Annotated in this window: 12 protein-coding genes and 1 pseudogene; 8 read left to right on the forward strand and 5 right to left on the reverse strand. The window is 70.8% G+C overall.

Going from position 1 to position 10,599, the window contains the following annotated elements; genetic code table 11:
- Positions 1 to 5: 5 nt before the first annotated feature.
- The 3 genes from ACFYPA_RS35465 to ACFYPA_RS35475 form a co-directional block, all read right to left on the reverse strand.
- Positions 6 to 695, reverse strand: coding sequence for a phosphatase PAP2 family protein (locus tag ACFYPA_RS35465; protein ID WP_359086230.1), 690 nt, complete (start codon positions 693 to 695; stop codon positions 6 to 8).
- 140 nt (positions 696 to 835) lie between these two features.
- The gene (locus tag ACFYPA_RS35470; protein ID WP_359086228.1) at positions 836 to 1,771 is read right to left on the reverse strand and encodes a M56 family metallopeptidase; all 936 of its coding nucleotides are present in this window, start codon (positions 1,769 to 1,771) and stop codon (positions 836 to 838) included.
- Between the two features lie 86 nt (positions 1,772 to 1,857).
- The gene (locus tag ACFYPA_RS35475; protein ID WP_389136716.1) at positions 1,858 to 2,514 is read right to left on the reverse strand and encodes a DUF5134 domain-containing protein; all 657 of its coding nucleotides are present in this window, start codon (positions 2,512 to 2,514) and stop codon (positions 1,858 to 1,860) included.
- A 243-nt stretch (positions 2,515 to 2,757) separates the two neighbouring features.
- On the opposite strand from ACFYPA_RS35475, the gene ACFYPA_RS35480 reads away from it, so the two are divergent.
- Positions 2,758 to 3,327: a GNAT family N-acetyltransferase gene (locus ACFYPA_RS35480; RefSeq protein ID WP_359086224.1), complete on the forward strand. Its 570-nt coding sequence runs from the start codon at positions 2,758 to 2,760 to the stop codon at positions 3,325 to 3,327.
- A gap of 45 nt (positions 3,328 to 3,372) precedes the next feature.
- On the opposite strand, the gene ACFYPA_RS35485 is transcribed toward ACFYPA_RS35480, so the two are convergent.
- On the reverse strand, positions 3,373 to 4,056 hold the full coding sequence (locus tag ACFYPA_RS35485; protein ID WP_359086222.1) for a glycerophosphodiester phosphodiesterase family protein: 684 nt from the start codon (positions 4,054 to 4,056) through the stop codon (positions 3,373 to 3,375).
- A gap of 275 nt (positions 4,057 to 4,331) precedes the next feature.
- On the opposite strand from ACFYPA_RS35485, the gene ACFYPA_RS35490 reads away from it, so the two are divergent.
- The 4 genes from ACFYPA_RS35490 (at position 4,332) to ACFYPA_RS35505 (ending at position 8,256) form a co-directional block, all read left to right on the forward strand.
- Positions 4,332 to 5,729, forward strand: coding sequence for a DUF6421 family protein (locus ACFYPA_RS35490; RefSeq protein ID WP_359086220.1), 1,398 nt, complete (start codon positions 4,332 to 4,334; stop codon positions 5,727 to 5,729).
- Positions 5,730 to 5,755: 26 nt separating this feature from the next.
- A complete protein-coding gene (locus ACFYPA_RS35495; RefSeq protein WP_359086309.1) occupies positions 5,756 to 6,523 on the forward strand; it encodes an SDR family NAD(P)-dependent oxidoreductase in 768 nt (255 codons plus the stop codon).
- Positions 6,502 to 7,584, forward strand: a complete 1,083-nt coding sequence (locus tag ACFYPA_RS35500) for a low specificity L-threonine aldolase (protein ID WP_359086218.1) — start codon at positions 6,502 to 6,504, stop codon at positions 7,582 to 7,584. Before ACFYPA_RS35495 ends, ACFYPA_RS35500 begins: the two co-directional genes overlap by 22 nt.
- A 72-nt stretch (positions 7,585 to 7,656) precedes the next feature.
- Entirely contained in the window at positions 7,657 to 8,256 is a 600-nt protein-coding gene (locus ACFYPA_RS35505; RefSeq protein ID WP_359086217.1) for a transglutaminase domain-containing protein, read from the forward strand.
- A gap of 70 nt (positions 8,257 to 8,326) precedes the next feature.
- On the opposite strand, the gene ACFYPA_RS35510 is transcribed toward ACFYPA_RS35505, so the two are convergent.
- Positions 8,327 to 9,049 carry a lysophospholipid acyltransferase family protein gene (locus ACFYPA_RS35510; RefSeq protein WP_359086215.1) on the reverse strand — a complete coding sequence of 241 codons (723 nt, stop codon included), beginning with the start codon at positions 9,047 to 9,049 and terminating at the stop codon, positions 8,327 to 8,329.
- Between the two features lie 230 nt (positions 9,050 to 9,279).
- Here ACFYPA_RS35510 and ACFYPA_RS35515 point away from each other — a divergent pair, with 230 nt between their 5' ends.
- From ACFYPA_RS35515 to ACFYPA_RS35525, 3 genes and pseudogenes are all read left to right on the forward strand, one after another.
- Entirely contained in the window at positions 9,280 to 9,594 is a 315-nt protein-coding gene (locus ACFYPA_RS35515) for a thioredoxin family protein (RefSeq protein WP_359086308.1), read from the forward strand.
- Between the two features lie 196 nt (positions 9,595 to 9,790).
- Positions 9,791 to 10,297, forward strand: coding sequence for a flavin reductase family protein (locus ACFYPA_RS35520; RefSeq protein ID WP_359320221.1), 507 nt, complete (start codon positions 9,791 to 9,793; stop codon positions 10,295 to 10,297).
- A 200-nt stretch (positions 10,298 to 10,497) separates the two neighbouring features.
- Positions 10,498 to 10,599: pseudogene (locus ACFYPA_RS35525) on the forward strand (electron transfer flavoprotein subunit beta); the annotation flags it as partial.

The raw sequence follows: 10,599 nt of genomic DNA on the forward strand, positions 1-10,599 counted from the left end.
CCTGTTCAGCCCCCGTCCGTCCGGTGCCGGGAAGCGAACCGGTCGTACCCCACCGTGGCGAAAACGGTCAGGGCCGCGCCGAGCAGCCACCCGCCCACTACGTCGGACGGCCAGTGCACGCCCAGATAGAGCCGGGTGAGACCGACGCCGAGCACCGAGACCGCCGCGGCGGCCAGGGCCGCTCGCCGTACTCGCCGGTGGGCGCCGGACCGTCGAAGCAGCCACAGCAGCAGGCCGCAGCTCACCATGGCCGTCATCGCGTGACCTGACGGGAACGCCGCGTAGTGGGCCGAGTCCACCGGGTCGGGCCACCGGGGGCGCTCGCGGCCGACGGCGGCCTTGACGCCCTGCTGAAGAAGGCTGGAGACCAGAGTCGTCACCGCCACCCAGACGGCGAGAAGCCGCGCGCCGCGCCGCCACACGAGGATCACGGCGACGGCGATCAGCGCGCGCATCGTCCAGGGGTCCCACAGCCAGTCCGTCAGTACGCGGTTCACGTGGACGAGGCCGGGCTCCGTCACCGCCCGCCGGTGCAGTGCTTCGGCGATGTCACGGTCCAGGCCCATCAGCGGGGACCACCGCACGGCGACCAGGGCCAGCAGCACCAGGGCGAGGGCCCCGCAGACGACTCCCGCCCACAGCGGCGGTGAGGAAGTGCGAGTGCGGAGCGTGGGGGAGAGGGGCGGGGAGTGCATGAGCCAATCCTCGTCGACGGGCGGGGCGTACGGCCATCCCGGCGCGGCGGAACCCTGGACGGATGCCGCGGTCCGGGCGGGGGCGGGCGGGGGCTTCGAGGGAGCCGAGGCGGTGTACCCCAGTCACCCCGGCCACCCGGTTACCCCAGCGCGCTCAGCGCCGGAACGAACGCCACCAGAAGCGGAATCGCCGGCAGGAGTGTGGCCGCAGCGGTCAGCCGCAGCCGGCGGCCCGCGGTGAGCCGGCCCGCGGGTGCCAGCAGCCGGTTCACCCGCAGTGGCATCTGCGCGTCCGCCGTCGGGCAGGGGCCGAACACCCCGCGGTCCTCGTTGAGTTCGACGAGTGCCAGCGCGATCGTCAGCCGACCGAAGCGCCGGGACGCCGTGTCGTCGGCGGCCAGCTCGACGAGCCGGTGCATCTCCTCGCGGAACGCCGCGAACACCGGGACCTGGGGGAACCCGGACGCCAGGGCCGCCGAGCAGTTGAGCAGCCAGTCGTGCCGCGCGTTGGCGTGACCCTGCTCATGCGCGAGCACCGCGTCCAGCTGACGGCCCTTCAGCCGCCCCAGCGCGGCCGTGGTGATGACGAGCCGGGGCGCCGCACCGGGGAGCCACCAGGCGTCGGGGCGCTCCCCCTCCAGGACCACCAGCCGGCCGCTTCCCGGCTCCTCGCCCGGCAGCAGTGGTGAACGCACCAGGAGTTCGGCCCGCCGCTGCCCGCGCTCCAGGCGCACGCGGCGGATCTCGCGGGTCAGCATCGCGGCCGTCCACACCCCACCGAGGGCCAGCACCACGGCCATCACGGCCGACCACGGTCCATAGGCGGCGAGCGCGTACGCCTCGACTACCGCGTGCGGAGCGGGCGCGAACACGTGCCCGCGCACCGCCTGCCATGCCGCGGCCGCGCTGAACGTCATGGACAGCCCGAACGACAGCAGCACCCCGGCCACCACGCACTGCCACACCCACAGCGCCACCACGGGCTCGCGCTCCGGCCACTCGGCCCGCGCCATGAGCCGCGGGGTCACGACGGCGGCCAGTGCACCGAGCAGCAGCAGCGCGAGTGAGACCAACATGACGCCAGCCTATGAGCGGCACGGCACGCACGGGTATGGCTGCGCTCGGCAAGTGACGTACGCCACGGTTTGCCGGAGCCCCTGTCTCACAGGGTGAGCAGCATCGCGAACATGGCTATCCCCATGGTCAGCCGGCAGGCCAGCGCCAGTTCCGGCCGTGCCCCCCAGCCGCCTGCCGGGGGCCCGCCGGCCGTCACCGCCCCGCCCCCGGCCGTCACCGCCCCGCCCCCGGCCGTCACCGCCCCGCCCCCGGCCGTCACCGCCCCGCCCCCGGCCGTCGCCGCGCTCACCGGTACCAGCCGGGCACCGGAGCGCAGCACGTACGCGGCGTAGTAGGCGAGGAGCAGCCCGGTCAGCAGCGGGACGCCCCCTGCCGCGGCCATGGCGTGGGACGCGTGAGAGCCGTGTCCCCCTGCGCCGGGCCGCGCCATCACTACGGACATGTAGACCATCGCCGACGAGCCGACCAGGTGGTGCAGATGGTGACCGCTGCCACGGGAGAACCAGAGGGCGCGCAACGCGGCGACGCCGAAGAGCACGGTGTACAGCACCCATCCCCACGCGGGCGGTGCGACGACAGCCGCCGGCACCGCCATCGCGGCCATGCCGAAGCCCATCAGCGCCTCAGCGCGTGCGGCCCTGCGCTCCTCACCGGTCCTGCCGCGGGCCCGCAGCAGGCAGTACGCGCCGGTCATCGCGCACAATGCCATCAGCAGCCAGCCGGGCATCGCAGGTCCGTGCACAGCGGAACCTCCCCCTGGGCGAACGACATCGCCGTCGTCCAGACGATGCCCGCGGCCCGGCGTCCGTACGCGGCGCACTGGGGCAAAGGGGGAGCGCGCGACGGAGGTGAAACGCCGACACCGCGGTGCGGGCTCACCGGGATCCGGGCTGATCAGCGCACGGAGCGCGATCCTGAACCGGATGTCCGCCCGGGAGTTACGCTGCTGCCGCACAACCACAGCAGCGAAACGGAGAGCCTCACCATGGACACCGCCCCGACCCGCAACCCGGGACAGCTGACCTTCCGCGACGCGACCGACGCGGACGTCCCCGCGCTCGTGGAGCTGATCCAGTCCGCGTACCGCGGCGACTCCAGCCGCGCGGGGTGGACCACCGAGGCGGACATCCTGCAGGGGCAGCGCACCGATCCGCAGGGAGTGCGCGACGTGGTGGAGGACCCCGCGAGCCGGCTGCTCGTCGTGGAACGCGACGGTGAGCCCGTCGCCTGCTGCCAGCTCGAACACCGGGGTGAGGCCGCCTACTTCGGAATGTTCGCGGTCCGCCCGTCGCTCCAGGGCGCGGGGCTCGGCAAGGTGATCATCGCCGAGGCCGAGCGCAGCGTACGGGAGGGCTGGGGCGCGCGCGAGATGCACATGACCGTGATCTCGGTGCGTGAGGAACTGATCGCCTGGTACGAGCGCCGCGGCTATCGCCGTACGGGAAAGCTGACCCCGTTCCCGTACGGCGACGAGCGCTTCGGCATCCCGCAGCGCGACGACCTCGCCTTCGAGCTGCTGGTCAAGGACCTCCTCAAGAACCTGCCCGAGGGCTGACGGCGATCCCCGCGGCGGCCGGCCGCGAGACGACCCTCGCGGTGGCTACGCGGTGAAACGGCCCGCGCGGCGGATCTCCGGGAAGTCGGTGGTCGCGCCGTCGAGCCCCAGTCCGCGGGCCAGCCGCAGGTCGTCCTGGGTGTTGACGACCCAGCCGACCACCGTCAGGCCCTCGGCGTGGGCCCTCTCGACCAGTTCCAGCGTGATGCGCCGGACGTTGAGCACCAGCCGGGTGGCGCCCACCGCCTTCGCGCGGTCCACCACGTCGGCGCCCCAGTGGTCCCCCACGAGGGCCGTCCGCACCCCGGGCACCAGCTGCGCGATCTCGGCGATCGCCTCGTCGTGGAACGAGATCACCTCGACGCGGTCGGTGAGAGCGCGTCGCCGCATCACCTCGGCCAGCGTGCGGGCGGCGGCCACGTCCTTGATCTCCGCCTGCAGGGGCGACCGTACGGCGTCGAGGACCTCCTCGAAGACCGGAATCCGCTCCCCCCGGCCGGCGTCGAGTTCCCGTAGTTCCGCCAGGGTCTTCTCGGCGATCGGGCCCTTGCCGTCGGTCGTCCGGTCCACCGTGGCGTCGTGCATGACAACGAGAGCGCCGTCCTTGCTCAGATGCAGGTCCAGCTCGATCAGGTCCATCCCGGCCTGCTCGGCGTGGACGAACGAGCGCAGCGTGTTCTCCGGCTCGACGCCCATCGCTCCGCGATGACCGATGGTGAGAAAAGACAAGGGACTCTCGCTTCCGTCGGAGGTACTCCCTGTGTGCCTACCCACGCCGCGCCGCGGCATGACGCCGATCGAGCGGCGCAGGGGCCCCGCTCTGGCCCGGCGCTCTGCCGTCCGTCCGCGTTCGTCCCCCGAAGAAGTCGCCCAATCGATGGATGGCAGGAAAAATCGCGGTGACCATGGGTGTGCGCAGGATAATTTTCTGGCCCCCACTTGTCTCAAGGAACCGCACACGGATACGGTTGCTTGACGCGACGTTGTCCCGTGGAGGAAGTGTTATGACGGAAATTCTTGTGCACGACGTCGCCGCCGGCGACATAGCTTCCGCCCAGCGGGTGGTCGAGCACCCGGCCTGGCCCGCGCTCAAGAATGCCGTGGAGGAGATCCGCCCCTGGCAGTCGAAGGACGGCTCCATCGACTTCGACGCCGAGGGCGCGCCCGCCCCGGCGGACGCCGGGGCGGCCCTGGACCGGGTGGCCACCGCGGTCGAGGACCTCTCGCCGCTGCTCCCGCACGACGCCGCGTACCACCGCGCCCTCGTCATGGACCTGCGCCGCTGGGCCGACGGCGGATTCGGCATCCCCGACTTCCTCGACTCGCTGCTGGCGTTCCAGCCCGCCAGGGACCGCGTCGACGGGCTCCAGCACCTCGTCGTCTTCGCGATGTACACGCAGAACGGCAATCCGGACCGCAATCTCGAAGCCGTCGTGCTCCGGATGGTGTGGCCCGAGTGGCTCGCCGACCTCGAGGCGACCCGCTACGACAACCCGCTCTTCTGCGGCATCACCTTCGAGGACTTCACCTCGGGGTACGACACCAACTCCGCCGTGCTGTTCCCGGAGACCATCGCCGTGCGCGAGGCCCCCGAGCGCTTCAGCTGGGGCGGCATCTTCTGCGACCGCGAGGCCGCCCGTTTCCGCCGCGTCACCGAGGCCTCGGTCGAGCTCCTGGGCGTCGAGCTGCCCGAGGACATCCGTGAGATGGTCGGCGACCAGCGGCGCTGTGAGCAGGCTTTCGTGCTCTGGGACATGGTCCACGACCGCACCCACAGCCACGGCGACCTGCCGTTCGACCCGTTCATGATCAAGCAGCGCCAGCCGTTCTGGATGTACGGGCTCGAAGAGCTTCGCTGCGACCTCACCGCCTTCAAGGAGGCCGTGAAGCTGGAGTCCGAAGGCAACGTCCACGGCCGCGACGTGCAGTACGCCGTGCTGTTCGACCGGATGTTCCGCTTTCCCGTCACCGGCGAACGCGTCCGCAACTACGACGGACTCGGCGGCCAGCTGCTCTTCGCGTACCTCCACAAGCACGATGTCGTGCGCTGGACGGACAACACCCTGAAGATCGACTGGGAGCGGGCGCCCGAGGTCACCAACCAGCTCTGCGCCGAGATCGAGAAGCTGTACCGGGACGGCATCGACCGCCCCAAGCTCGTCCACTGGTTCGCCGCGTACGACCTGGTCGCCACGTATCTCGCGCCGCACCCCGGATCCCGCTGGGCCAAGGGTCCGGACGCGCTGGACCTCTCGCTGCCGCCCCGCAAACTCGTCGACGACGTGCTTCCGGACGAGTTTCCCCTGAGCATGTTCTATGAGGCGCTCTCCAAGAAACTGAAGAACGTGATCGCCTCCACCAAGGGGATCACCGCCGCGGACGCCGGGCAGGCGGCCGCGTGAGCGCACGTCATGAGGAGGCGGTGGCCATGAACGGAAACGGCAAGGGCAGCGGGAGCGGTGCGCTCGAAGGCGCTGTCGTCGCGGTCGCGGGGGCGGCCGGCCCGGCCGGCCGGGCTACCCTGCTGCGGCTCGCCGAGGCAGGCGCGACCGTCGTCGCCTCGGACGCCAACGCCACCCGGCTCGCCGAGGCGGTGGACGCGGCACGCTACGCCCACGGCGGCGCCACCGTCACCGGCGACACCGTGGACCTGCTCGATCTCGGCGCCGCCCGTGAGTGGGCCGACAAGACCGAGAAGGAGTTCGGCCGGATCGACGGGCTCGTGCACCTCGTGGGCGGCTGGCGCGGCAGCAAGACGTTCGCCGACACCGATCTCGCCGACTGGACGCTGCTGGAGAAACTGCTGATCCGCACGGTCCAGAGCACCTCGCTGGCCTTCCAGGGCGGCCTGCAGCGCAGCGACCGCGGCCGCTACCTGCTGATCAGCGCGGCCGGTGCGAGCAACCCCACCGCGGGCAACGCCGCCTACGCGGCGTCCAAGGCGGCGGCGGAGGCCTGGACCCTCGCGCTCGCGGACGCCTTCCGCAAGGCGGGGGGCGACGAGGGCCCGCGGAGCGCTGCTGCGATCCTGGTCGTGAAGGCACTGGTGCACGACGCGATGCGCGACGAGCGCCCGAATGCGAAGTTCGCGGGCTTCACCGACGTCAAGGAGCTGGCCGATGCCATCACCGGCGTCTGGGACCGGCCCGCCCCCGAAGTGAACGGAAAGCGCCTGTGGCTGACCCCGCAACCGTAAGGACCGACGCGCGTCGTCATCACGACCCGCAGGTACGCGGATTCGCCAGTGACAACTACGCGGGAACGCACCCGGAGATCCTCGCGGCCCTCGCCCTCGCCAACGGCGGCCATCAGATCGCCTACGGCGAGGACGACTACACCGGTCATCTCCAGCGCGTGATGCACAGCCACTTCGGTCCGACCGCCGAGGCCTTCCCGGTCTTCAACGGCACCGGGGCCAACGTGGTCTCGCTCCAGGCGATGACCGACCGCTGGGGAGCGGTCATCTGCGCCGAGTCCGCCCACATCAACGTGGACGAGGGCGGCGCACCGGAACGGGTCGGCGGCCTCAAGCTGCTCACCGTGCCCACCGAGGACGGCAAGCTGACGCCGGAGCTCATCGACCGGCAGGCGTACGGCTGGGACGACGAGCACCGCGCCATGCCGCAGGTCGTCTCGATCACCCAGAACACCGAGCTGGGCACGGTCTACACACCCGACGAGATCAGGGCCATCTGCGAGCACGCCCACGGCCACGGCATGAAGGTCCACCTCGACGGGGCCCGCATAGCCAACGCCGCGGCTTCCCTGGACGTCCCCATGCGCACGTTCACCAACACCGTCGGCGTCGATGTGCTCTCCTTCGGCGGGACGAAGAACGGGGCCATCTTCGGCGAGGCCGTCGTGGTGCTGAACCCGGACGCGGTCCGGGCGATGAAGCACCTGCGCAAGCTGTCGATGCAGCTCGCCTCCAAGATGCGCTTCGTCTCGGTGCAACTGGAGGCGCTGCTCGCGGGCGACCTGTGGCTGCGCAACGCCCGGCACGCCAACAGCATGGCGCAGCGGCTCGCCGAAGGCGTCCGGGCGGTGGGCGGGGTGGAGATCCTCTACCCCGTCCAGGCCAACGCGGTCTTCGCGCGGCTGCCGCACGAGGTGAGCGAGCGGCTGCAGAAGCGCTTCCGGTTCTACTTCTGGGACGAGAAGGCCGGCGACGTGCGCTGGATGTGCGCCTTCGACACCACGGAGGACGATGTCGACGCGTTCGTCCTCGCCCTCAAGGAAGAGATGGCCGCACAGTAGAGATCGTATGAGTATGCGGTCGACCGGAAAAGTATTGACTCCGGGTCGACCGCATGCCTACGCTCGGCGGATATGGAACTGATCCAGCAGGTCCCCGAGATTTCCGCGTACCTCGCCGCCGACGACGCGATCGACCATGAGCACCCGCTGGTCCGCGACACGGCCGCACGGCTGCGTTCCCAGGCCACGGACGCATACTCATACGCCGAAGCGGCTTACTGCTTCGTGCGCGACACCGTCCCGCACTCCGTCGACTCCGGTGACATGCGCGTCACCTGGCGAGCCTCGGACGTCCTCGCGACCCGCAACGGCATCTGCCACGCGAAGGCGCATGCCCTGGCCGCCCTGCTGCGCGCGGAAGGCATCCCCGCGGCACTCTGCTACCAGGGGCTGGCGGACGACGCCGGCGACCCCGGGGTGCTCCACGGGCTGATAGCGCTGCGGCTTCCCGGCCGGGACCGCTGGGACCGGCAGGATCCCCGGGGCAACCGGCCCGGCGTGGACGCGCGGTTCTCCCTGGACGAGGAGCGGCTGGCCTGGCCCGTCCGGCCGGAACTCGGCGAAGTGGACTACCCGACACTCCACGCCGCACCGCATCCGGCGGTTCTCGGGGCCCTGCGGACGGCGGCGGACCGCGGGGAGCTCTGGCGCACGCTGCCGACGGCCCTGTGACGCCGTCCGGGGCGCGGACCACCGTCCGCGCCCCGGAGTGACGTTTCAGCCGCGGCCCCGCGCGGGACGGTCAGCCCCGCTCGCGGACCTCCGCGGCCGTCGGAGCCGTACCCCCGAGGTGCGAGGGCACCCACCAGGTGTCGCTCGCGTCCCTGGGGCGTACGGGATAGGCGCGCTGGGCCGCTTCGAGCAGCTCCTGTACGCGCTCCCGCAGCCGTCGGCTGATCGCACCCGCGTACTGGTCGGCCGGGGCCTCCACCGGCTCCCCGACCCGGATCGTCACCGGGATGTGGCTGCGCCGGAAGTTGCGCGGACGGCCCTTGGTCCACAGGCGCTGGGTGCCCCACAGTGCCATCGGGATGAGTGGCACACCCGCCTCCTGGGCCAGGCGTGCCGCGCCGGACTTGAAACTCTTCAGCGTGAACGACTCCGAGATGGTCGCTTCGGGGAACACTCCGACGATCTCGCCGGAACGCAGCGAGGCCAGCGCGTGCGCGTAGGCGTCCTCACCCTGCTTGCGGTCGACGGGGATGTGCTTCATGCCGCGCATCAGAGGGCCCGAGATCTTGTGCCGGAACACCGACTCCTTGGCCATGAAGCGCACCAGCCGCTTCTGCGGCAGCGCCGCGAGCCCGGTGAAGATGAAGTCCAGATAACTGATGTGGTTGCTCACCAGAACCGCGCCACCGGTCTTCGGGATGTGCTCCGAACCCTGGGTGTCGATCTTCAGGTCGAGCGCCTTGAAAAACGTACGAGCGGCGCCGATGACCGGCCGATAGACGAGTTCTGCCATCTGGAGAAGACCCTTCTTCAGCGCCTGGGGAGGGTTCTCCCGGCGGAAGTTACGCAGCCGTAGGTTTTCGGCATTGGGCCGATCGTGCCCCATGCGCGTCGTGGTGGCCAGTCTCGGCGGGCGCGGGGCGCGAGATTCTCGTCACGTGGAACGGTAGGGAATGTCCCGGCGGCTGCGGGCGCTGAGCCTTTGCGTAGAGCTCTGACAGGAGGCCGAAGGTGGATGTGCGGATGTGTGCGGACCGGCTCGATGCCGCTCAACTCGGCGTGGAACTGGGGGAGAGGGCCACGCTCGTCCAGTTCTCCAGCGCGTTCTGTCAGCCCTGCCGGGCCACCCGTCGCACCCTCACGGAAGTGGCGGGCATGGTCGAGGGCGTCGCCCATGTGGAGATCGACGCCGAGGCGCATCTCACTCTCGTGCGAGCACTCGACATCAGCCGGACTCCGACCGTGCTGGTCCTCGACGCCTCCGGACTGGTCGTCCGCCGGGCCGTCGGACAGCCACGCACCGCCGACGTCGTCGCGGCCCTGGGACAGGCGATATGACGGACCGTGATGCTTCTCCCACCTTGTGGGACGCGCTTGACTGCACCCGCCGGGCATCGTCAGTCTGACGCTATGCCGCCACAACCCCTTCTGCACGGCCGCGTCCACGTCGACCTCGCCCGCAACGCGAGCACGCGCTGTTCGGATGCCTGAGCATCCACGGCCCCGCACCCCCGACGCGCAGAAGGGCATCTCCATGACGGCATCCCCCGAGACCGTGACTTCCCGGACGGCTTCCCCGGACCTCCTGCGCTCCGTGTTCCGGCAGCACGCCGCCGGTGTCGCCGTGATCACCGCGGCCGGTGACCGGCCGGTCGGCTTCACCGCCACCTCCCTCAACTCCGTCGCCGCCGATCCGCCACTCATCTCCTTCGGCGTCGGCACGTCGTCGTCCAGTTGGCCGGTCGTCGCGGAGGCCGAGCACATCGGCGTCCACATACTCGGCGAGCACCAGCGGGAGCTGGCCGCCACTTTCGCGCGCAGCGGCGCCGACCGGTTCGGTCCGTCCACCGATTGGCGCAGCGGACCGGAGGGTGTCCCGCTGCTGGACGGCGTGCTGGCCTGGCTGGTCTGCCGGGTCGTGGCGCGGATTCCGGCGGGGGACCACCGGATCGTGATCGCGCAGGCGGTCGTCGGTGATCCGGCCGGCGGCGGCCGGCCGCTCGTCTATCACCAGGGCCGGTTCACGGCTCTGCGAGACTGAGATCCGCTGATGGCGCCGGGGTGCTCGGCGTAGCTCAGATCACAGTGCAAAGCGCTTGCTCAATGGGCACCATCTGGGTGTACTGGCGAGTAATATTACGGTCGGAGCGTTGGTCGCCCCGACCGGAAATCGCCCCATCAGGCGCCTATGCTGCGTGCAACAAGGCAGCCCGGAAATGACGATGCAGTAGGAGAGCCGGCGTGAGCTTGAGGATCGTTGTCTGTGTGAAGTACGTGCCCGACGCGACCGGTGACCGGCATTTCGCCGATGACCTGACGTTGGATCGTGAGGATGTCGACGGT

It is taken from the genome of Streptomyces sp. NPDC005775, assembly GCF_042871565.1.
Lineage (GTDB): Bacteria > Actinomycetota > Actinomycetes > Streptomycetales > Streptomycetaceae > Streptomyces.

What these genes read in the sequence shown, in the direction of transcription:
- ACFYPA_RS35465 (WP_359086230.1), bottom strand. Translation starts at nt 695, where the DNA reads ATGCACTCCCCGCCCCTCTCCCCCACGCTCCGCACTCGCACTTCCTCA.
- ACFYPA_RS35470 (WP_359086228.1), bottom strand. Translation starts at nt 1,771, where the DNA reads ATGTTGGTCTCACTCGCGCTGCTGCTGCTCGGTGCACTGGCCGCCGTC.
- ACFYPA_RS35480 (WP_359086224.1), top strand. Translation starts at nt 2,758, where the DNA reads ATGGACACCGCCCCGACCCGCAACCCGGGACAGCTGACCTTCCGCGAC.
- ACFYPA_RS35490 (WP_359086220.1), top strand. Translation starts at nt 4,332, where the DNA reads ATGACGGAAATTCTTGTGCACGACGTCGCCGCCGGCGACATAGCTTCC.
- ACFYPA_RS35495 (WP_359086309.1), top strand. Translation starts at nt 5,756, where the DNA reads ATGAACGGAAACGGCAAGGGCAGCGGGAGCGGTGCGCTCGAAGGCGCT.
- ACFYPA_RS35505 (WP_359086217.1), top strand. Translation starts at nt 7,657, where the DNA reads ATGGAACTGATCCAGCAGGTCCCCGAGATTTCCGCGTACCTCGCCGCC.
- ACFYPA_RS35510 (WP_359086215.1), bottom strand. Translation starts at nt 9,049, where the DNA reads ATGGCAGAACTCGTCTATCGGCCGGTCATCGGCGCCGCTCGTACGTTT.
- ACFYPA_RS35515 (WP_359086308.1), top strand. Translation starts at nt 9,280, where the DNA reads ATGTGTGCGGACCGGCTCGATGCCGCTCAACTCGGCGTGGAACTGGGG.
- ACFYPA_RS35520 (WP_359320221.1), top strand. Translation starts at nt 9,791, where the DNA reads ATGACGGCATCCCCCGAGACCGTGACTTCCCGGACGGCTTCCCCGGAC.